Below are 20,700 nucleotides of genomic sequence, written 5' to 3'. Positions count from 1 at the left end.
CGTCAGTGCCGTGTTGCCAGTTGGAACACGAACGCCTCCGCCGCGAACGCCGCAAAGAACAGTAACCAGCCAGCCACCTGCGTGACCAACGCAAAACGACGGTAGCGGAACTCGTTGGCGCGCGTGTCGTAGTGATCCACGACAACCGACAGCATGTTGGCGGCAGCGCATGCCATCGCCGCACACAGCATCCACAGCGGCGGGCCATGCAGATGGATGCCCGGCCCGCGCCGGCCACTGATGTGAAGATCGTCGTGGAGTGCAGCATGCAGCGAGCAGGCGAGCAGCCCAAGCGACATCAACGTGTTGGCGATGCGCTCGCCACGAGGGATGTGATTGGCGATGTGCAGCTGGCCGTCGACCGCGTCAATGCGACGTCGTTGCGCCCTCGCCCGAGACACCAGTTCGTCCATCTCTTCCGCCGACGAGGCCTGCGCGGACTCGCGGTGCATTCGCTCGCCGGCCATCAGCCTCTTCGCAGGCGCTGCACGTTGGCCACTTCGGGTGCCAGCGCAGCCAGCAACGTCTCCATCAGCGCCTCGGCCTTGGCGCTGTTGTCGGCGCCGTAGTTGCAGACGTAGACGTCCAGCGTCACGCCGCCCAGTTCGGGCCAGGTGTGGATGGCCAGGTGAGACTCGGCCAGCAGCACGACGCCGGTGATGCCGCCCTGCTCGTCAGCCGCACCAAAGCGGTGGAACAGTTCGGCGACGCCACTGAGGCCCGAGCCCGTGACGGCGTCGCGGCACAGCGACGCCAGCGCCACGGGGTCGCGCATCAGCGGCAGCGCCGCGTCGACGCCGCGCAGGTCGGCCGTCAGGTGCAGGCCGTTCAAGCGATCAACCGCCGGTGACGGGCGGAAAAAACGCGAGCTCGTCGCCATCCGCCAGCACCGCGGACTCCGCGCACATCTTCTGGTTCAGCGCCGAGCGCACCGCGCGGCCCGCAGCCAGCGCTTCGGCATGCGCGCCGCCGCGCGCACGCAACGCCGCGCGTGCATCAGCCACCGTGCTGCCGGCGGGCAGGGCCAGCGCCTCGCCTTCGCCCAGCTTCTCGCGCAAGGACGCGAAGAACTTCAGACGCACGGTGATCGTCATGCCAGCAACTCCGAGAACGGAATGAAGCGCACGGCGTCGCCCGCCTTGAACGCCTGCCCGGCGGGGTTGTCCACCAGGCCATCGGCCCAGAAGGCCGAGGTCAGCACGCCGCTGCTCTGGTTGCCGAACAGGGCCAGGCCGCTGGCTTCATCCAGCCGCACGCGCAGGAACTCGCGACGCTTGTCGGGCTTGGGCCATTCGAAGCCGGCGGGGATGCGATAGCCACGCGGCGCCAGGCGCGTGGCGCCCTGCAGCTTCAGCAGGAAGGGGCGCACCAGCACCAGGAAGGTCACGAGGCTGGACACCGGGTTGCCTGGCAGGCCAATGAAATGGGCGTCGCCGACGCGGCCGTACGCAAACGGCTTGCCGGGCTTGATCGCAATGGCCCACAGGTCCAGCCGGCCCTCGGCCTGCACGGCCGGGCGCAGGTGGTCTTCCTCGCCGACGGACACGCCACCGGAGGTCAGGATGACGTCGGCCCGGGCCGCCGCCTCGCGCAGCGCAGCACGCGTCGCGTCGAGCTTGTCGGGCACGATGCCGAGGTCAACGACCTCGCAGCCCAGGCCTTCCAGCAGCGCGCGCAGCGTGAAGCGGTTGGAGTTGTAGATGGCGCCGGGCGGCAGCGGCTCGCCGGGCATGACGAGTTCGTCGCCCGTCGAGAACACGGCCACACGCGGGCGGCGTGTGACGGTCAGCTGCGCTGCGCCGGCCGTGGCCGCGAGGCCCAGCGACACGGCGTCCAGCCGCGTGCCGGCCGGCAGCACGACGGCGCCGGCGCGCACATCCTCACCGCGGCGACGCACATGGGCGCCGGTGGTGACGAGCTGCGTCACGCGCAGATGGCCGTCGACCAGCTCGGTGTGCTCCTGCATGACGACGGTATCCGCACCGGCCGGCACCTGCGCCCCGGTGAAGATGCGCGCCGCCTCACCGGCGGCCAGCGGCGCGGGCACGCTGCCGGCGGGAATGCGCTGCGTGACCGGCAGCAGCGCGCCAGCATCGGCCGCACGCAAGGCGTAACCGTCCATCGCCGAGTTGTCGGCCGGCGGCACATCAACCGGCGACACGAGATCGGCCGCCAGCACGCGGCCGCGGGCCTCGGCGGTGGCGACCGCCTGCGTGCCAGCCAGCGGCGTGACCTGCGCCAGCAGCGACGCGAGCGCGTCGTCCAGCGGGATCAGCGGCTTGCGGGGCTCAGACATGGGCGTGGATGTAGGCCTTCACCTGCTCCACATCGACCGGCATCACCTTGACGCGTTTGGGCAGGTCCTCGATGCCCTCCAGGCCCGCAGGCCGCGGCGGCTCGATGCCCAGCGCCTCGTGGATGGTGGCGGCGAACTTGGCCGGCAGCGCCGTCTCCAGCACCAGCATGGTCACGGCCGGGTCGTGCTGCTCCAGCGCCACCTTGAGGCCGTCGGCCGTGTGCGGGTCGATGACGATGCCGTGCTCGGTGTAGGTGCGGCGGATCGTGGCCACGCGGTCGGCGTGTGTGCTGCGGCCGGAGCTGAAGCCGAAGCCGGCGATGGCGTCATGCTCATCGCCCGTCAACGCGAACTGCGGGCTGGTGAAGCACTGCTTCACGCGCGCGCCGTCGCGGCCCAGCAGGTCGAACACGAAGCGCTCGAAGTTGCTGGCCTTGGAGATGTCCATCGACGGGCTGGACGTCTCGTGCGTGTCCGCCGTGCCGCGTGGGCGGTAGGCGCCGGTGCGGAAGAACTCGTCCAGCACGTCGTTCTCGTTGGTCGCGACCACCAGCTTCGCGATGGGCAGGCCCATCTGGCGCGCCACATGGCCGGCGCAGACGTTGCCGAAGTTGCCCGACGGCACCGTGAAGCTGACCTTCTCGGCGTTGCTCTTCGTCGCCTGGAAGTAGCCGGCGAAGTAGTAGACGACCTGCGCCAGCAGCCGTGCCCAGTTGATGCTGTTGACCGTGCCGATGCGGTGCTCGCGCTTGAAGACGAGGTCGTTGGACACGGCCTTGACGATGTCCTGCGCGTCGTCGAACACGCCGTCGATGGCGATGTTGTGGATGTTGGCGTCCTGCAGGCTGAACATCTGCGCCTGCTGGAACGGGCTCATGCGGCCGTTGGGGCTGAGCATGAAGACCTTGACACCCTTCTTGCCGCGCATCGCGTATTCAGCCGCGCTTCCGGTGTCGCCGGACGTCGCGCCCAGGATGTTCAGCGTCTCGCCGCGGCGGCCCAGTTCGTACTCGAACAGCGCGCCCAGCAACTGCATGGCCATGTCCTTGAAGGCCAGCGTCGGGCCGTTGGACAGACCCTGCAGCGCGATGTGGTCGCCCAGCCAGGTCAGCGGCGTGATCTGCTCGGTGCCGAAGACCTCGGCCGTGTAGACGCGGCGCGTGATGGCGCGCAGGTCGTCGGCGGGGATGTCGTCGATGTAGAGCGACAGGATCTCGAACGCGAGGTCGGCATAGGCAAGGCCACGCCAGCGGGCCAGCGTGGCGGCGTCGACCTGGGGGTAGGTCTTGGGCAGGTAGAGGCCGCCGTCGGGCGCCAGGCCTTCGAGCAGGATGTCGGAGAAGCCGCGCTCGGCCTGGTCGCCGCGGGTGCTGATGTACTTCATGGTCAGGCGAGTTCTTCCTTGCGCAGCTTGACGATGGGGGCCAGCACGGTGGGCAGCCCCTGCATCTTGGCCAGCGCCTCGTTCATGCGGCCTTCGGACGTGTCGTGCGTCAGGATGATGAGGTCGGTCTGGCGCTCGCCTTCCGCCGACTCGCGCTGCAGCACGGCGTCGATGGAGATGTCGTGCTCGGCCAGGATGGTGGTGATGCGCGACAGCACGCCGGCCTGGTCGGCGACGACGAGGCGCAGGTAGAAGGCCGTCTGCACATCGGCCATGGGCAGCACGGGCGTGTTGCTCATCGCATCCGGCTGGAAGGCCAGGTGAGGCACGCGATGGTCGGGGTCGGCGGTGGCCAGGCGGGTCACATCCACCAGGTCGGCGACGACGGCGGAGGCCGTTGGCTCGGCGCCGGCGCCCTTGCCGTAGTAAAGCGTGGTGCCAACGGCATCGGCCTGCACGACGACGGCGTTCATCGCGCCTTCGACGTTGGCGATGAGGCGGGTAGCCGGAATCAGCGTCGGATGCACGCGCAGCTCGATGCCGTTGTCACGCCGGCGCGTGATGCCCAAGAGCTTGATGCGGTAGCCGAGTTGTTCGGCGTACTTGATGTCGGTGGCCTGCAGGCTGGAGATGCCTTCCACATGGGCCTTGTCGAACTGCACCGGCACGCCGAACGCGATGGCGCTCATGATGGTCAGCTTGTGGGCGGCGTCCACGCCTTCGATGTCGAAGGTCGGGTCGCTCTCGGCATAGCCCAGGCGCTGGGCCTCCTTCAGCACGGTGGCGAAGTCCAGGCCCTTGCCGCGCATCTCCGACAGGATGAAGTTCGTCGTGCCGTTGATGATGCCGGCGATCCACTCGATGCGGTTGGCGGTCAGGCCTTCGCGCAGCGCCTTGATGATGGGGATGCCGCCAGCCACGGCCGCTTCGAACGCGACAACGACGCCCTTCTCGCGCGCGGCTTCGAAGATCTCCGTGCCATGCAGCGCCAGCAGCGCCTTGTTGGCCGTGACGACGTGCTTGCCGTTGGCAATCGCCTGCAGCACCAGCGTGCGCGCCGGCTCGATGCCGCCGATCAGCTCGACGACGATGTCGATGGCCGGGTTGTTGACCAGCTGCTGCGCGTCGCCCGTGCAGGGCACGGCGTCGCCGACGATGGCCTGGTAGGCCTTGGCGCGCTCGGGATTGCGGGCCGCGACCATCGCCACTTCGATGCCCCGGCCAGCGCGGCCACGAATCTCGGTCTGGTTGCGCTGCAGAACGTTGAAGGTGCCGGCACCGACGGTGCCGAGGCCGATCAGGCCGACTTGGATCGCTTTCATTGCAGGGCTTTCAGACAACGGAAATCGGAATCAGGCGGAGTGGCGGCGGCGATAGCCGGCCAGGAAACGATCGATGCGGCCGATGGCCTCGCGCAGGTCGTCCACGTTGGGCAGGAAGACGAGGCGGAAGTGGTCGTGCTCGGGCCAGTTGAAGCCGGTGCCCTGGACGATGAGCACCTTCTCTTCGGCCAGCAGCTCATAGGCGAACTGCTGGTCGTCGGCGATGGGATACATCTTGGGGTCCAGGCGCGGGAACATGTAGAGCGCCGCCTTGGGCTTGACGACGCTGACGCCCGGAATCTGCGTCAGCAGCTCGTAGGCCAGGTCGCGCTGGCGGCACAGCCGGCCGGTGGGCGCGACGAGGTCGTCGATGCTCTGGTAGCCACCCAGCGCCGTCTGGATCGCCAGCTGGCCCGGCGTGTTGGAGCACAGCCGCAGCGAGGCCAGCATGTTCAGGCCCTCGATGTAGTCACGGGCATGGCGCTTCTCGCCACTGACGACCATCCAGCCGGCACGGTAGCCGCAGCTGCGGTAGTTCTTGGACAGGCCGTTGAAGGTCACGAACAGCACATCGTCGGCCAGTGCGGCCATGCTGGTGTGGACGTTGCCGTCGTACAGCGTCTTGTCGTAGATCTCGTCGGCGAAGATGACGAGCTGATGCTTGCGGGCCAGCTCGATGATGCCCAGCAGCAGCTCGTTCGGGTACAGCGCGCCGGTCGGGTTGTTCGGGTTGCAGACCATGATGCCGCGCGTGCGCGGGCTGATCTTGCTCTCGATGTCCGCCAGGTCGGGCAGCCAGCCGGCGCCTTCGTCACAGCGGTAATGCACCGGGCGACCGCCGGACAGGCCGACGACCGCGGTGTAGAGCGGGAAGTCCGGCGAGGGGATCAGGATCTCGTCGCCATCGTTGACCAGCGCGTTGATGGCCATCTGGATCAGCTCGGACGCGCCATTGCCCAGATAGACGTCGTCCACCGTGACGCCCTTGACGCCCTTCTGCTGCGTGTAGTGCACCACCGCCTTGCGCGGCGCGAACAGGCCCTTGCTGTCGGTATAGCCGCCAGCGTCGCCGAGGTTGCGGATCATGTCCTGCACGATCTCGTCGGGCGGTGTCAGGCCGAACACGGCCGTGTTGCCGATGTTCAGCTTGATGATCTTCTGGCCCTCTTCCTCCATCTGCCGGGCCTTGTCGAGCACGGGGCCGCGGATGTCATAGCTGACGCTGGCGAGCTTGCTGGACTTGGCGATGGGCTTCAAAAGGGGGCTCCGACGCAGCCTGGGGCTGCAATGCAAGGGGAACCCCGAAGTTTAAGGGCCGGGCCACGGGCCACGCCGTTCTGGGCGACACTCGCGGCCGGCCTTCTGCCCCGCGTTTTCCGATGAAGTTCCAGCTCGATGAGCCGCAAGGCGGCAACAGCATTTCGCGCCACGATCCCCAGGGCGTCTGGGTCAATGGCAAGCCCCACACGGCCAGCGTGCTGGTGCCCTGGAAAGGCGCCGTTCAGCCCTGGCCGCCTTCGCGCTTTGAGGAACTTCAGCCCGCGCATTTCGAAGCAATCCTGGCACTCAAGCCTGAGCTGGTCGTCTTCGGCAGCGGCGCTAAGCTGCGTTTTCCGAGTCCGGCGCTGTGGCGCGGGCTGGTGGAAGCCCGCATCGGCTTCGAAGTGATGGACATCGCCGCCGCCTGCCGCACCTACAACGTCCTGGCCAGCGAAGGCCGCAACGTGCTGGCGGCACTGCTGATCGAGGGATGACCTCCGGCAGCCGGCGGGGGCCGAGGCCTTATAATGACAGGCTATTGCTTGCGGGCGCCCGCGTGACATGCTGCACAGTTGGCGTTCACGACCCGGAGACCCCGCGAGCTCAACTTGCCGCACCCCCCAATGACGCCTGCGCTCAACAAACCCCTGCCGGAAATTGAGGCTCAAGCCACCGGCGGCGTGAAGTTCACCGCCAACGCCTTCCTGGGCAAGTCGGTCGTGCTGTACTTCTACCCGAAGGACAACACGCCGGGTTGTACCACCGAAGCGATGCAGTTCCGCGACCGCCACAAGGACTTCGTGAAGGCCGGCGCGGTCGTCTTCGGCGTGTCGCGCGACAACATGGCCTCGCACGACAAGTTCAAGCAGGCGCTGGAACTGCCCTTTGAGCTCATCGCCGACACGGAAGAGAAGCTCTGCCACATGTTCGGCGTGGTCAAGAACAAGATCATGTACGGCAAGAAGGTCAAGGGCATCGAGCGCTCGACCTTCCTGATCGCCCCGAACGGCATCCTGGTGGGCGAGTGGCGCGGCATCAAGGTTGCCGGCCACGTCGACGAGGTGCTGAAGGCCGTCAAGGGCCAGAAGAAAGAAGCCGCCTGAGGCGCTGACACCCGGCCCGGCGTCCTCTCGCGGGCCCCTGCTGGATGTGCATAATCGGCTCATGCCCCGGGCCGCATTCCAGACTCCTGCCGAAAAGCCGCACTCATCCTGTGCGGCTTTTTGCTTTCTGGAGCCGGTTGCGCATGGGGTTCACCTTCCGCCGACACGCCGTACATGCCACTGCCCAAGCCTCCCGCACAACGCGCCAGCCGCCTCGATGCCACTGCTTACTCGGCCAATCTGACCCCCAGCAAATCCCGCGGTGCGCCTCGCGGTGCGCCCGCCGCGCCCGTGGCCGCACCGGCTGCGCCCGTCGTGGCGCCGCCAGCCGAGGTGCTGCGCCTGCCGACGGCCGCGGCCCCGGCGGCCAAGCCGGCGCTGCCGACCAAGTCGGTCAGCAAGGCACCGGCCAAGGCCGCTGCGCCCAAGCGCACACGCAAGCCGGCTGGTGCCACCAAGCTGTTCGTGCTGGACACCAACGTGCTGATGCACGACCCGATGTCGCTGTTCCGCTTCGAGGAGCACGACGTCTACCTGCCCATGATCACGCTCGAGGAACTGGACGGGCACAAGAAGGGCATGACCGAGGTCGCCCGCAATGTGCGCCAGGTCAGCCGTGAGCTGGACCAGCTCGCCGCCAGCCTGAAGAGCAGCTCCATCGAAGAAATGGCCAAGGGCCTGCCGCTGGCCGGCACCGGCCACCGTGAGGCCGAAGGCAAGCTGTTCTTCCAGACCCAGCTGATCGACACGCCGCTGCCCCAAGGTCTGCCGCAGGGCAAGGCGGACAACCAGATCCTGGGCGTCGTGCAGGCACTGAAGAACCTGCACCCGGATCGCGAGGTCGTGCTGGTGTCCAAGGACATCAACATGCGCATCAAGGCCCGCGCCTTGGGCCTGCCCGCCGAGGACTACCGCAACGACAAGACGCTGGAAGACTCCGACCTGCTCTACACCGGCGTGCAGGCCCTGCCGGCGGACTTCTGGGAGCGCCATGGCAAGACCATGGAGAGCTGGCAGCAGGGCAACACCACCTTCTACCGGATCTCCGGCCCGTTGGTGCCCACCCTGTTGGTCAACGAGCTGGTCTACCTGGAGGCGCCGGGCGCCACGCCGCTGTACGCCAAGGTCACCGAGATCACCGGCAAGACGGCCGTGCTGCGCACGCTGAAGGACTACGGCAACCAGAAGCATGCCGTCTGGGGCGTCACCTCGCGCAACCGCGAACAGAACTTCGCGCTCAACCTGCTGATGGACCCGGACTGCGACTTCATCACGCTGACCGGCACGGCCGGCACCGGCAAGACGCTGATGACGCTGGCCGCCGCGCTGGCCCAGGTGTTCGACGACCGCCGCTACAGCGAGATCATCGTGACCCGCGTGACCGTGCCCGTGGGCGAGGACATCGGCTTCCTGCCCGGCACCGAGGAAGAAAAGATGGGCCCTTGGATGGGCGCGCTGGACGACAACCTGGAGGTGCTGGCCAAGGGCGGCTCGTCCGCCGGCGAATGGGGCCGCGCGGCCACCAACGACCTCGTGCGCAGCAAGATCAAGATCAAGAGCCTGAACTTCATGCGCGGGCGCACCTTCCTGAACAAGTTCGTCATCATCGACGAGGCCCAGAACCTGACGCCCAAGCAGATGAAGACGCTGATCACACGCGCCGGTCCCGGCACCAAGATCGTCTGCCTGGGCAACCTGGCGCAGATCGACACGCCCTACCTGACCGAGGGCAGCTCGGGCCTGACCTTCGCGGTCGACCGCTTCAAGGGCTGGGCCCACAGCGGCCACGTCACGCTGGCGCGCGGCGAGCGCTCGCGGCTGGCGGATTTCGCGTCCGAAGTGCTCTGACCACGGCCTCCTTCACGGAAAGGCCCCACGCCGGGGCCATTTTTCTGCGCCGCTATGATTGCGCTACCAAATCGCTCATTACCTGACGCTCCATGATCTACCGCCCCCTTGGCCGCACCGGCCTGAACGTCTCCGCCATCGGCTTCGGCGCCTGGGCCATCGGTGGCACCTGGGGCGATACCGACGACACGGCCGCGATGGCCGCGCTGCACCGCGCGCTGGACCGCGGCGTGAACTTCTTCGACACGGCCGACGTCTATGGCGACGGCCACAGCGAGCGCCTGCTGGCCCGGCTGCGCCAGGAGCGGCCGAACGACCCGTTCCATGTCGCCACCAAGGCGGGCCGGCGACTGAACCCGCATGTGGCCGAGGGCTACCGCAACCTGCGCCCCTTCATCGAGCGCAGCCTGCAGAACCTGGGCACCGACACCATCGAGCTGCTGCAGCTGCACTGCCCGCCCACGGCGGTCTACACGATGCCCGAGGTCTTCGGCGCACTGGACGATCTCGTACGCGAGGGCAAGCTGCGCCACTACGGCGTCAGCGTCGAGCGCATCGACGAGGCGATGGCGGCGCTGAAGTTCCCGGGCGTGCAGTCGGTGCAGATCATCTTCAACCTGTTCCGCCAGCGGCCGCTGGAGGCCTTCCTGCCCGCCGCTCAGGCCGCGCAGGTCGGTGTGCTGGCGCGGCTGCCGCTGTCCAGCGGCATGCTGTCGGGCAAGTTCACGAGCAGCAGCACGTTCGCCGCCGACGACCATCGCGGCTTCAACCGCCAGGGCGAGGCCTTCGACAAGGGCGAGACCTTCTCGGGCGTGGACTACGAGCAGGGCCTGGCCGCCGTCGAGGAACTGCGCCGCCTGCTGCCCGAGGGCGTCAGCATGGCGCGGCTGGCGCTGCGCTGGATCCTCATGTCCGAGGCCGTCACCACGGCCATCCCCGGTGGCCGAACACCGGCCCAGGTGGACGAGAACGTCAGCGCCGCCGACCTGGCCGCGCTGCCCGCGCCGCTGATGCAGGCGCTGGCCGAGCTCTACCAGCGCCGCATCGCACCACAGGTGCACGCGCTCTGGTGAGCGGACGGCGGTTCACTCGCCGCGCTGCACCATGCGCGAGAAACGCCGCACGTCAGCATCCCGCGCCGCCGCGTCACGACCGGCCGCGATCAGGCGGTCGATCTGCTCGGCCGGCAGCTTGAGCCGCGTCGGGATGGCATTCAGCGCCGCCTCGTCCGCCTCGGGCAGGTCGGCAAAGCTGATCTGCGTGACGCTGAAGCGGATGTCCTCGCAGCGCCAGTGCGGGTCCAGCGCCCGCAGCGCGTCCTTGCGCGCGTCGGGCAGCGAGCAGCGGTAGGTCACCAGGTCGCGCTCCCAGTTGCGCATCATGGGTACGAAGTAGGCGTAGCTCATGCGCATCGTGCTCTCGATGGCGGTGTCCACGGCCGCTGTCGCGATGTCCACGCCCGAGGGCCCGGCCAGCTCACGTCCCCAGTCGCCGCTGGGGCCCTGGCCGGCGTCCACGACGACGAACAGCAGTCGGCGCAGCGTCACCGCCTCGTGCTCGCCGATGGGGCCGTAAGGCGTGTCCAGCAGCACGCGGCTCTGCAGGATGCTGACCAGGCCCAGGTTGTCAGTCACGCCGCCGTCCACCAACTTCAGGTAGCGGCCGGCGCGTGGGTCGCGGTAGTCCTTCATGGCGCGCTGCAACGCCAGCCGCAGGCGGTACTGGTCGTCGCGCTCGGCACCGCGCCGCACCAGGCTGGTGGGCAGTGGCTCTCGGCAGGCATCCGGGAACTTCTCCAGCACCACCGGCGCGAAGAACAGCGGCACCGCCATCGACGCCGCCACCGCCTCGGACACCGGGAAGCTCGCCAGATCGCTGCAGATGGACGCGAACGCCCGCTCATGAAACGGGAAGGCCAGCCGGTACTGCGCGTTGCTGGCATTGATCCACACCACCGGCCGCTCGCGCTTGAACATGTCGGCAAAGGTGGCGCCCTTGAACACGTCGCGATCCAGCCAATCGTTCAGATTGCTGCGATCGTTCAGGCCGCCGGCGAACAGGCGCATCAGGTTGGTGGGGTTGAGCAGGCTGAAGCGCAGGCCCGCCTCGCCGTCGCGCAGCAGCACCTTGTCGCGAAAGCTCGGCAGGCCCTCCGCGCCGTGCAGGCCGAAATACGCCGCCGTGATGGAGCCGCCCGACACGCTGGTGATGAAGCCCACGTCGTCCAGCAGGCTCTGCCCGCCTGCCGAAGGCAGCGCCCGCAAGCCCTCCAGCACGCCATAGGCAAATGCCGCCGCCCGCAGGCCGCCGCCCGAGAAGCTCAGCGCCACGACCGTGTCGCGGGTCTCGGTGGGCGGGGTGCGCAGCACCGGCTGCACCACCGCCGGCTGGTTGCGTGGGGGGTTCAACGGGCTGCCGGCACAGGCGGCCAGCAGCAGGCAGGTGGACAGCAGCAACGCAAAACGCATGGGGCCTCACTCGACAACTGCGCGCATTCTGACCATGCCGACAGATCCTGTCTTTATTCCCAGTGACAATCCGCCGCATGCCGCCCTCGCCCGCCCCTGCGCCACGCTGACATGCAGCTGCCCGAGCGCTGGATCGCCCACCTCGACATGGACGCCTTCTACGCGTCCGTCGAGCTGCTGCGCTATCCGCAGCTCAAAGGCCAGGCGGTCGTCATCGGCGGGCGCCGGGCGGACGCGCCGCAGCAGCTGGAAGACGGCAGCTGGCGCTACGCGAAGCTGCGCGACTACACGGGCCGCGGCGTCGTCACCACGAGCACCTACGCGGCGCGCGACCTCGGCGTGTTCTCGGCCATGGGGCTGATGAAGGCCGCGCTGCGGGCGCCCGACGCCATCCTGCTGCCGGCCGACTTCGACAGCTACCGCACCTACTCGCGCCGCTTCAAGGCCGCCGTGGCCGAGGTGGCCCCGGTGATCGAGGACCGCGGCATCGACGAGATCTACATCGACCTCACCGACGTGCCCGGCGTGCGCGATGCGGTCGGCCACGACCCGCTGGGCGGCGTGAAGGCCGTGGCGCGCGAAATCAAGAACTCGGTGAGCCGCGCGACCGGGCTGACCTGCTCCATCGGCATCACGCCCAACAAGCTGCTCAGCAAGATCGCCAGCGAGCTGGACAAGCCCGACGGCATCAGCGTGCTGACGATGGATGACATCCCGACCCGCATCTGGCCGCTGGCCGTGCGCAAGATCAACGGCATCGGCCCGAAGGCGGGCGACAAGCTCGTCCAACTGGGGCTGCACACCGTGGGCGACATCGCCGCGGCGCCGCCCGCCTGGCTCATCGAGCAGTTCGGCGACAGCTACGGCGCCTGGCTGCACAACGCCGCGCACGGCCGCGACAACCGGCCGGTGGTCACCTACAGCGAGCCCGTCTCCATCAGCCGCGAGACCACCTTCGAGCGCGACCTGAGCGCCCGCCACGACAAGGCACTGCTGGGCCAGATCATGGACGAGCTGTGCGCGCGCCTGGCCGACGACCTCGCGCGCAAGCGCTACGCGGGCAAGACCGTGGGCATCAAGCTGCGCTTCGAGGGCTTCGTGACCGTCACGCGCGACCAGACGCTCAAGATCCCCGTGACCAGCGCAGCCGACATCCGCCACGCGGTGGGCCTGTGCCTCAAGCGCGTCACCTTCGACAAGCGGCTGCGGCTGATGGGCGTGCGCGTCGGCAACCTGGTGCATGCCAGCGAGGTGCTGGACGCTGCGCCAGCCGCGCCGCGCGCCGACCCCCGGCGCGCGCCCGACAACCTGAGCCTGTTTTGAGCGACTGGACCTACACCGTCTCCGTCCGCAGCCTGTGCGAGTTCACCGCCAAGCGCGGCAGCCTGGACCGGCGCTTCACGCCGTCCGCCACGGCGCTGGAGGGCCAGGCCATGCAGCTTGCCGTGCTGGCGCGGCGCTCGCCCGGCTACGAGATCGAGCTGCCGCTGGAAGCCATGCACGGCCACCTGCGCGTGCGCGGCCGCGCCGATGGGTATGAAGCCGACGTGAACCGGCTGGAGGAGATCAAGACCATCCGCGGCCCGGTGGACCTCATCCCCGAGAACCGCCGCGCGCTGCACTGGGCGCAGCTGGAGACCTACGGCGCCCTCATCGCCGCGGACCGCGGGCTGGCCGAGCTGGAGCTGGCCCTGGTCTACGTGGACGCCGACACACAGCATGAGACCGTGCTGCGCGACAAGTTCAGCGCCGCCGCGCTGCAGGCGGCGTTCGAGGCGCGCTGCGCGCAGTTCGAGGCCTGGGCCGCGCAGGAGGCCGCGCACCGCAGCGCGCGCGACGCCAGCCTCGCCGCCCTGCCCTTCCCGCTCGGCGAGCTGCGCCCGGGCCAGCGCCTGCTGGCCGAGGCTGTCTACCGCGTGGCCGCCAACGGCCGCCACCTGCTGGCGCAGGCGCCCACCGGCATCGGCAAGACGCTGGGCACGCTGTACCCGCTGCTGCGCGCCATGCCCGGCCAGCGGCTCGACAAGATCGGCTACATGACTTGCAAGGGCACGGGCCGCATCACGGCGCTGGAGGCGCTGCACGCGCTGCGCGAGGCGGCGCCCACCAAGGCCCTGCGCGTGCTGACGCTGGTGGCCAAGGAGCAGGCCTGCGAGCACCCCACCAAGGCCTGCCACGGCGACGCCTGCCCGCTGGCCCACGGCTTCTACGACGCGCTACCCGCCGCCCGCGCTGAAGGCCTGCAGGCCGGCTGGCTGGACGCGCCCGCGCAGCGCCGCATCGCGCTCAAGCATGGCGTCTGCCCCTACTACCTGGGCCAGGAGCTGCTGCGCTGGGTCGACGTCGTCGTCGGCGACGTGCACCATGCCTTCGACCCCCACGGCCAGCTCTACGGCCTCGCGCAGGCGCAGGGCTGGAAGCTCGCGCTGCTGGTGGACGAGGCGCACAACCTCGTTGACCGCGCGCGCGACATGTACAGCGCCAGCCTCAGCCTCGAGCGCGTCCGCAGCGCCGTGGCCGATGCACCCAAGGTGCTGCAGCCGCCGCTGCGCCGGCTGGCCAAGGAGCTGGCCACGCTGGCCCGCGCGCAGCCGGCCGACTACCAGCCGCTGAAAGCCATTCCCGACGACCTCGCCGAGGCGCTGCAGCGCGTCAACACGGCGCTGGGCGAGCATGTGCAGAACCACCCGCTCGACGTGGGCCCGCTGCTGGAGTTCTATTTCGACGTGCTGGGGCTGCAGCGCCTGCTGGACCGGCTGGACACGCACTCGCTGTGCGACCTGCAGCGCAGCGCCGCCACGCGCCAGGCCGCGCCGCTGGACGCCCCCGTCAACCTGTCGCTGCTGGAAGACGACGACGACGGCACGACCGACGTGCTGCTGTCCGTGCGCAACATCGTGCCCGGCTTCTTCCTGAAGGAGCGCTTCGAGGGGCTGCACAGCGTCACGCTGTTCTCGGCCACGCTGGGCCCGCCCGACTACCCGCGCGACCTGCTGGGCCTGCCCGACAGCACCGCGTGGATCGACGTGCCCGCGCCCTTCCCGCCCGAGCACCTGACCGTGCGCGTGGCGCCGCTGTCCACGCGCTACGAGCACCGCCAGGCGTCGCTGAACCCGCTGGTGGACGTCATCGCCACCCAGTTCGCTGAAGCGCCGGGTAACTACCTCGCCTTCTTCAGCAGCTTCGACTACCTGGAGCAGGCGTCGCAGCGGCTGGCGCTGCGCCACCCCGAGGTGCCGCAGTGGAGCCAGGCCCGCGCGATGGGCGAGGCCGCGCGGCGCGGCTTCCTGGACCGCTTCGTCGAAGGCGGCCAGGGCGTCGGCTTCGCCGTGCTGGGCGGCGCGTTCGCCGAGGGCGTGGACCTGCCCGGCACGCGCCTCATTGGCGCCTTCATCGCCACGCTGGGCCTGCCGCCGGTGTCGCCGCTGCAGGAGCAGGTGCGCGAGCGGCTGGACGCGATGTTCGGCGCCGACCACGGCTACGCCGACCTCGTGCCCGGCCTGCAGAAGGTGGTGCAGGCCGCCGGCCGCGTGCTGCGCTCGGTGGACGACAAGGGCTATGTCTGGCTGCTGGACCAGCGCTACCGTCGCCCCGATGTGCGCGCGCTGCTGCCGGCCTGGTGGCAACTGTGAGACCTTTGCCACGGCCAGCGCCCGCCGCGCACGCCAGGTGTGTGGGGATGTTGCGGCGCCCAGCTGCCCGCTGCACCCGGTAACCTGCCCACGCGCCGGCCGTGCGACGCTGCGGCCCATGCAACGCGCCTTCCACACCCTGACCGCCGCGGCCCTGGCCGGCCTGCTGGCCGCCTGCGGCGGTGGCGGTGGTGCCGACGGCAGTGCCAGCACTGTCGCCACCACCCCGCCCACCACACCCACCACACCGAGCACACCAGCCCCCGTTGCCGGCACGCGGCTGAGCTGCAACCTGAGCAACTTCCAGGCGGACATGCTGGCCGCCGTCAACGCCCACCGCCGCGCTGGCGCCAGCTGCGGCGCGCGGGGCAGCTTCCCGGCGGTGGCCGAGCTGGTCTGGAACGCCAACCTCGCCCAAGCCGCCGCCGGCCACAGCGAGGACATGGTGGCGCAGAACTTCTTCAGCCACACCGGCAGCAACGGCAGCAGCGTGGGCGACCGCGCGACCGCCGCCGGCTACCTCTGGCGCAGCGTGGGCGAAAACATCGCGGCCGGCCAGCCGGACGTGGCCGCAGTCGTGGACGCGTGGATGAAGAGCGACGGCCACTGTGCAAATTTGATGAATTCGTCGTACCGCGACATCGGTGCCGCTTGCCTTGCCGGCACGGCCAACAACACATACCGGACGTACTGGACACAGAACTTCGGCGCCGCCCGCTGAGGCTCATTAATTGATAATTTCGATACAAGCGGGAAAATTGCACTAAGCGCAGTGGGGTGCATGCACACAGCGGCGGGCTGTGCAGGCAGAGTCACATCGCCCTCCACTGACGCCCCGCTGCCATGGCCAACACCGCACCACCCCCGGCCTCCACGGACGCCCCCAGCGTTGCGCATCCGCTGCCCGACACCGCACTGGACTCGTTGCGCAAGCGATGCCACTGCTTCTGGTTCGACCGCAGCAGCGGCGAGTTGCTGGCGCTGAGCAGCGCCGCCGCCGACAAGCTCGGCTGGGACGCCGATGCACCGCCTGCGCTGCAGGTCACGCACTGCCTGCAGCCCACGCCGGAGGCCTCGGCCGAACAGCAGTGGGAGCAGGCGCTGGCGGGCGAGTCCATCGAGGCGCGGCTGCGCATCCGCGTGGGCAGCGAACTGCAGATGGCCGTGGCCGGCGAACTGGTGGCGGACCAGCGCCGCGGCCGCGACTGCCTGCTGCTGGTGGGCCTGAGCATGGACGGCCCGGGCCGCGAGTTCCGCGACATGGAGCGCCAGCTGCAGAGTGTGGACCGGGCGCTGGAGATCCTCGAGTTCGCGCCCGACGGCCGCATCCTGCGCGCCAATGCCAATGTGCTGAAGCGCTTCGGCTACACCGCCGCGGAGCTGGCCGGCCAGACCGAAGCGCTGCTGCTGCCTGACGGCGTGGCCAGCTCCGCCGAGCACCAGCTGCTGTGGGAGCAGGTGCGCAACGGCCAGTACGTCGAGACCCGCATCCACCGGCGCGACAAGCGCGGCCACGACCTCTGGCTGCGCGCCGGGTTCGCCCCCATCGCCGACGACGGCGGCCGCCTGCAGCGCGTGCAGCAGTACTCGGTCGACGTGAGCGACGTGACCGAGGCCGCCGCCGAAGACGCTGCGCGGCTGCAAGCGCTGGACCGCATCACCAACATCTGCGAATACGACCTCGACGGTCGCGTGCTGCGCGCCAACAGCAACTTCCTGGCGCTGATGGGCTACAGCGCGGACGACCTCGTCGGCAAGCACCACCGCGTGCTGTGCGAGCCCGACAGCACGCGCGGCGCCGGCTACGACAAGTTCTGGCGCTCCCTCGCCGACGGCGAGCACACGGCCGGCGAGTACAAGCGCCTGACCAAGCAAGGCGGCAAGGTCTGGGTCAAGGCCTCGTACAACCCGGTGCTGGATGCGCTGGGCCGGCCGGTGCGCGTCATCGAGTACGCCACCGACGTCACCACCTCGCGCCTGCGCCAGGCCGACTACGAAGGCAAGCTCGACGCCATCCGCCGCTCCATGGCCGTCATCGAGTTCACGCCCCAGGGCGAGGTGTTGGCGGCGAACGAGCAGTTCCTGCAACTGCTGGGCTACCGGGCCGAGGACGTGGTCGGCCGTCACCACCGCATGTTCGTGGACGCCCAGCACGCCAGCAGCGACGACTACGCGGCCTTCTGGCAACGCCTGGCCCGCGGCGAGTACGAAAGCGGGGAATACAAGCGCTTCGGCCGCGACAGCAAGGAGGTCTGGATCCAGGCCACCTACAACCCGGTGTTCGACCTCGACGGCCAGGTGGTCAAGGTGGTCAAGTTCGCGCAGGACATCACGGCCGCCAAGCTGCGCAATGCTGAGTTCGAAAGCCGCGTCAACGCGATGCGCCGCGCGCAGGCGGTCGTGGAGTTCGACGTCAGCGGCCGGGTGCTGGATGCCAACGAGAACTTCCTGAAGCTCATGGGCTACGAGCTCGCTGAGGTCAAGGGCAAGCACCACCGCATGTTCTGCGACCCGGCCTACACGCAATCCGAGGCCTACCTGAACTTCTGGGAGAAGCTGGGCCGCGGCGACTTCGAGACCGGCGAGTACCGCCGGCTCGGGCGCAATGACAAGGAGGTCTGGATCCAGGCCACCTACAACCCCATCTACGACCTCAACGGGCGGGTGTCGCGCGTCGTCAAGTTCGCGATGGACATCACGCGCCAGAAGCAGCGCAACGCCGAGTTCGAGAGCCGCGTGCGCGCGGTAGACCTGAGCCAGGCGGTGGTGGAGTTCGACACCGAGGGCAACATCCTCGCCGCCAACGACAACTTCCTGCGCACCATGGGCTACACGCTGCGCGAGCTCAAAGGGCAGCACCACAGCGTGCTGTGCGCGCCCGATTACGTGCGCTCCAACGAGTACCGCGACTTCTGGCTGCGCCTGAGCAAGGGGGAAACCCGCACCGGCCGCTTCCACCGCGTTGGCAAGTTCAACCGCGACGTCCACATCCAGGCCAGCTACGCCCCCATCCTGGACGCCCACGGCGTGACGCAGCGGGTGGTCAAGTACGCCTTCGACATCACCGAGCAGGTCGAGTCCGAGCGCGCGCTGCAGCGCGTCATGGCCGATGTGCGCGCCGCCATCGAAGGCCTCACCGGGGTGGTGTCGTCGGTGCGCCGCGCGTCTGACCGCACCGAGCGGCAGATCGGGCTGACGCAAACCACGTCCAGCGCCGGCATCAAGTCGCTGAGCGCCTCGCTGAACAGCATCCAGGGCGCACGCTCCAGCACCGATGCGATTGCCGAGATGCTGCGCGACATCGAGGAAATCTCCAGCCAGACCAACCTGCTCGCGTTCAACGCCGCCATCGAGGCCGCCCGGGCCGGCGAGCATGGCGTGGGCTTCTCCGTCGTGGCGGGCGAGGTGCGCAAGCTGGCCGAGCGCAGTTCCCACACCACGCGCGAGATCAGCAAGATCATCATCGAGGCGCGGGTGCGCAACGAGCAGAGCGAGGCCCAGTCCAGGGAGGCCAACGGCTCGCTGGAGAACATCGGCGTGATGGTGAACCAGAGCCACGGCGCGATGGCCGAGATCGTCGCGGCGATGAAGTCCCAGGAGGCGGTGGTGGACAAGCTCGCCGCCCTGCTGCGCAACAGCGCCGGCAGTGCCACGACGGAGTGACCCATGCTTGCCCATCGTCGCCCCCCACCCAGCCGCTGGCCCGTGCACAGCCTGCGCTCGGCACGGGCTGAGTCACCGGCCACGCCCCCAGCCACGGCCCCCGCGCTGCCCGATGGGGCCCTGGGCCTGATGCGACTGGGCGACACCCTGCTCGCGCTGCCCATCGACGCGCTGCGCGAGGTGGCGGCTTGCCCCGCCAGGCTGCACCCCATGGCGGCCGGCGCCGACGGCATCGCCGGTGCGCTGAACCTGCGGCAGGTGCACGTGCCGGTGCTGGATCTCGGCCCGCGCCTGGGCCTGCCCTCGCAAGAGGCGGGCAAACACAAGGTGGTGGTGATCCTGAGCTGGCAGCAGCGCCGCATCGGCCTGCTGGTGGACGAGGTCTGCGGCATGGCCCAGGCCACCCCCGGCCAACTGCAGGCGCTGGCCGGCCCGTTGGATGACCACACACCGCGCATCACCGCTGCACTGGCCAGCCTGCCCGACGGGCGCTGCGCCAGCCTGCTGGACCTGAACGCGCTCGCCAGCCAGCCCGGCCTGCCCTGGGTGGCCGACCAGCGCGGCGACCACCGCGCCACCAACGCCCTGGCCGGCGCGGGCGAAGGCCGCATCTCCCTGCTGCTGTTCGACGCCGACCCCATCCCGCTGGCCATCGAGGCCACCGAGGTGCACACCACGGTGCCCGAGGCCGAGGTGCAGCCGAATGCGCTGACCAGCGCGCTCTGCGCCGGCGTCATCGACTACCAGGGGCGCCAGGTGCCGGTGCTGGACACGCTGCGCGCGCTGGGCCTGGGCCAGCAGCAAGCGGCCAGCCGGGTTTCCGTGCTGCTGCTGCGCGCGCCTCAGGGCGGCATGCTGGCCCTGCGCCTGGACCGCGTGCGCGACATCACCGCCGTCCCCCGCCAAGTCATTGCCCCCATGCCGGCCATGGCCGTGCTCGACGAAGGCCTGTTCGCCGGGGTCTACCACTGCCCGCAGCGCGGGCAGCACCTCATCATCAACCCGACCGGCCTGCTGACCAACGAATGGATACGGGGCCTGGCCGAGACCGCCCGCCCCAGCACGGCCGCCGCCCGCGCGCCGCTGGGTGCCGCACGCGCACCGGGCGCCCCCGTGCCGGCCACACACGCCGCCGCGCAGCAGGACAGCTACCTGGTGTTCAACGCGGGCAGGTCCTACGCCTGCCGCTTGCGTCTGGTCAGCGAAATCATTCGCTACCCGCGCGACCTCGTGGCGCTGGACGGCCGCGGCGAACTGCTCGGCCTGCACATGCACCAGGGCCGCGCGGTGCCGCTGCTGTGCCTGTCGCGCATCCTCGGGCATGCGGCGCCGACCGACATCGACGCCGTGCGCGTGCTCATCGTCGAGCGCGCGGGCCAGATGCTGGGCCTGGCCGTGCAGTCCGTGACCGGCATCGAGACCGCGCACTGGCACCACTGGCCACGCCGCGCCGGCGACGACGGTGACGGCAGCGGCCTGCAACTGGGCGAGCTGATCGAGATCAGCAGCCTGGACGGCCAGAGCCGCCACACCGTGCCGGTGCTGGACCTCGACCGCTGGCTGGACGCCATGACCGCCCCCGGCGCTGCCACCTCGCTGCGCCAGCGGCTGGCCCAGAGCGCGGTGGAGTGCGGCATCCGCAATGCGGGCTGCGACGTGGTCTGATCGGCGGCGCGGTGGTCGCATACCAGCAGGTCAGCCCCTGGCGCTTACCCTAACGCCCC

Annotated in this window: 17 protein-coding genes; 9 read left to right on the top strand and 8 right to left on the bottom strand. The window is 69.5% G+C overall.

What is annotated here, in order from left to right:
- Positions 1–2: 2 nt before the first annotated feature.
- From NYO99_RS03090 to NYO99_RS03060, 7 genes are read right to left on the bottom strand one after another with little or no spacing between them, the layout of a single operon-like run.
- Entirely contained in the window at positions 3–467 is a 465-nt protein-coding gene (locus NYO99_RS03090) for a hypothetical protein (RefSeq protein ID WP_268165631.1), read from the bottom strand.
- Positions 467–832 (bottom strand): adenosylmethionine decarboxylase, encoded by a 366-nt coding sequence (speD, locus tag NYO99_RS03085; protein WP_268165630.1) that lies wholly within the window; start codon positions 830–832, stop codon positions 467–469. Before speD ends, NYO99_RS03090 begins: the two co-directional genes overlap by 1 nt.
- 4 nt (positions 833–836) lie before the next feature.
- A complete protein-coding gene (locus NYO99_RS03080) occupies positions 837–1,094 on the bottom strand; it encodes a MoaD/ThiS family protein (protein WP_268165629.1) in 258 nt (85 codons plus the stop codon).
- Positions 1,091–2,296 (bottom strand): molybdopterin molybdotransferase MoeA, encoded by a 1,206-nt coding sequence (locus NYO99_RS03075; protein ID WP_268165628.1) that lies wholly within the window; start codon positions 2,294–2,296, stop codon positions 1,091–1,093. The genes NYO99_RS03080 and NYO99_RS03075 overlap by 4 nt, the downstream gene beginning before the upstream one ends.
- Positions 2,289–3,680 (bottom strand): threonine synthase, encoded by a 1,392-nt coding sequence (gene thrC, locus NYO99_RS03070; RefSeq protein WP_268165627.1) that lies wholly within the window; start codon positions 3,678–3,680, stop codon positions 2,289–2,291. The genes NYO99_RS03075 and thrC overlap by 8 nt, the downstream gene beginning before the upstream one ends.
- A gap of 2 nt (positions 3,681–3,682) precedes the next feature.
- A complete protein-coding gene (locus NYO99_RS03065; RefSeq protein ID WP_268165626.1) occupies positions 3,683–5,002 on the bottom strand; it encodes a homoserine dehydrogenase in 1,320 nt (439 codons plus the stop codon).
- A 30-nt stretch (positions 5,003–5,032) separates the two neighbouring features.
- A complete protein-coding gene (locus tag NYO99_RS03060) occupies positions 5,033–6,259 on the bottom strand; it encodes a pyridoxal phosphate-dependent aminotransferase (protein ID WP_268165625.1) in 1,227 nt (408 codons plus the stop codon).
- 122 nt (positions 6,260–6,381) lie between these two features.
- On the opposite strand from NYO99_RS03060, the gene NYO99_RS03055 reads away from it, so the two are divergent.
- The 4 genes from NYO99_RS03055 (at position 6,382) to NYO99_RS03040 (ending at position 10,286) form a co-directional block, all read left to right on the top strand.
- Positions 6,382–6,756: an Mth938-like domain-containing protein gene (locus NYO99_RS03055; protein WP_268165624.1), complete on the top strand. Its 375-nt coding sequence runs from the start codon at positions 6,382–6,384 to the stop codon at positions 6,754–6,756.
- A gap of 129 nt (positions 6,757–6,885) precedes the next feature.
- The gene (locus tag NYO99_RS03050; protein WP_268165623.1) at positions 6,886–7,365 is read left to right on the top strand and encodes a peroxiredoxin; all 480 of its coding nucleotides are present in this window, start codon (positions 6,886–6,888) and stop codon (positions 7,363–7,365) included.
- A 174-nt stretch (positions 7,366–7,539) separates the two neighbouring features.
- A complete protein-coding gene (locus tag NYO99_RS03045; RefSeq protein WP_268165622.1) occupies positions 7,540–9,213 on the top strand; it encodes a PhoH family protein in 1,674 nt (557 codons plus the stop codon).
- A gap of 92 nt (positions 9,214–9,305) precedes the next feature.
- A complete protein-coding gene (locus NYO99_RS03040; RefSeq protein WP_268165621.1) occupies positions 9,306–10,286 on the top strand; it encodes an aldo/keto reductase in 981 nt (326 codons plus the stop codon).
- A gap of 12 nt (positions 10,287–10,298) precedes the next feature.
- Here the strand turns inward: NYO99_RS03040 and NYO99_RS03035 are convergent, their stop codons facing one another.
- A complete protein-coding gene (locus tag NYO99_RS03035) occupies positions 10,299–11,681 on the bottom strand; it encodes a patatin-like phospholipase family protein (RefSeq protein WP_268165620.1) in 1,383 nt (460 codons plus the stop codon).
- Between the two features lie 111 nt (positions 11,682–11,792).
- On the opposite strand from NYO99_RS03035, the gene dinB reads away from it, so the two are divergent.
- From dinB to NYO99_RS03010, 5 genes are all read left to right on the top strand, one after another.
- Positions 11,793–13,004 carry a DNA polymerase IV gene (gene dinB / locus NYO99_RS03030; RefSeq protein WP_268165619.1) on the top strand — a complete coding sequence of 404 codons (1,212 nt, stop codon included), beginning with the start codon at positions 11,793–11,795 and terminating at the stop codon, positions 13,002–13,004.
- A complete protein-coding gene (locus NYO99_RS03025; protein WP_268165618.1) occupies positions 13,001–15,313 on the top strand; it encodes an ATP-dependent DNA helicase in 2,313 nt (770 codons plus the stop codon). The genes dinB and NYO99_RS03025 overlap by 4 nt, the downstream gene beginning before the upstream one ends.
- 118 nt (positions 15,314–15,431) lie before the next feature.
- Positions 15,432–16,034 carry a CAP domain-containing protein gene (locus tag NYO99_RS03020; RefSeq protein ID WP_268165617.1) on the top strand — a complete coding sequence of 201 codons (603 nt, stop codon included), beginning with the start codon at positions 15,432–15,434 and terminating at the stop codon, positions 16,032–16,034.
- Between the two features lie 122 nt (positions 16,035–16,156).
- Entirely contained in the window at positions 16,157–18,976 is a 2,820-nt protein-coding gene (locus NYO99_RS03015) for a methyl-accepting chemotaxis protein (RefSeq protein ID WP_268165616.1), read from the top strand.
- A gap of 3 nt (positions 18,977–18,979) precedes the next feature.
- Complete coding sequence (locus tag NYO99_RS03010) at positions 18,980–20,641, top strand: chemotaxis protein CheW (RefSeq protein ID WP_268165615.1); 1,662 nt, start codon at positions 18,980–18,982, stop codon at positions 20,639–20,641.
- The last annotated feature ends 59 nt before the right edge of the window (positions 20,642–20,700 follow it).

The organism is Roseateles hydrophilus (assembly GCF_026712245.1).
Lineage (GTDB): Bacteria > Pseudomonadota > Gammaproteobacteria > Burkholderiales > Burkholderiaceae_C > Pelomonas > Pelomonas hydrophilus.
This window is presented reverse-complemented; position numbering and strand designations above follow the sequence as displayed.

What these genes read in the sequence shown, in the direction of transcription:
- NYO99_RS03090 (WP_268165631.1), bottom strand. Translation starts at nt 467, where the DNA reads ATGGCCGGCGAGCGAATGCACCGCGAGTCCGCGCAGGCCTCGTCGGCG.
- NYO99_RS03080 (WP_268165629.1), bottom strand. Translation starts at nt 1,094, where the DNA reads ATGACGATCACCGTGCGTCTGAAGTTCTTCGCGTCCTTGCGCGAGAAG.
- NYO99_RS03075 (WP_268165628.1), bottom strand. Translation starts at nt 2,296, where the DNA reads ATGTCTGAGCCCCGCAAGCCGCTGATCCCGCTGGACGACGCGCTCGCG.
- thrC (WP_268165627.1), bottom strand. Translation starts at nt 3,680, where the DNA reads ATGAAGTACATCAGCACCCGCGGCGACCAGGCCGAGCGCGGCTTCTCC.
- NYO99_RS03065 (WP_268165626.1), bottom strand. Translation starts at nt 5,002, where the DNA reads ATGAAAGCGATCCAAGTCGGCCTGATCGGCCTCGGCACCGTCGGTGCC.
- NYO99_RS03055 (WP_268165624.1), top strand. Translation starts at nt 6,382, where the DNA reads ATGAAGTTCCAGCTCGATGAGCCGCAAGGCGGCAACAGCATTTCGCGC.
- NYO99_RS03050 (WP_268165623.1), top strand. Translation starts at nt 6,886, where the DNA reads ATGACGCCTGCGCTCAACAAACCCCTGCCGGAAATTGAGGCTCAAGCC.
- NYO99_RS03045 (WP_268165622.1), top strand. Translation starts at nt 7,540, where the DNA reads ATGCCACTGCCCAAGCCTCCCGCACAACGCGCCAGCCGCCTCGATGCC.
- NYO99_RS03040 (WP_268165621.1), top strand. Translation starts at nt 9,306, where the DNA reads ATGATCTACCGCCCCCTTGGCCGCACCGGCCTGAACGTCTCCGCCATC.
- NYO99_RS03035 (WP_268165620.1), bottom strand. Translation starts at nt 11,681, where the DNA reads ATGCGTTTTGCGTTGCTGCTGTCCACCTGCCTGCTGCTGGCCGCCTGT.
- dinB (WP_268165619.1), top strand. Translation starts at nt 11,793, where the DNA reads ATGCAGCTGCCCGAGCGCTGGATCGCCCACCTCGACATGGACGCCTTC.
- NYO99_RS03020 (WP_268165617.1), top strand. Translation starts at nt 15,432, where the DNA reads ATGCAACGCGCCTTCCACACCCTGACCGCCGCGGCCCTGGCCGGCCTG.
- NYO99_RS03015 (WP_268165616.1), top strand. Translation starts at nt 16,157, where the DNA reads ATGGCCAACACCGCACCACCCCCGGCCTCCACGGACGCCCCCAGCGTT.
- NYO99_RS03010 (WP_268165615.1), top strand. Translation starts at nt 18,980, where the DNA reads ATGCTTGCCCATCGTCGCCCCCCACCCAGCCGCTGGCCCGTGCACAGC.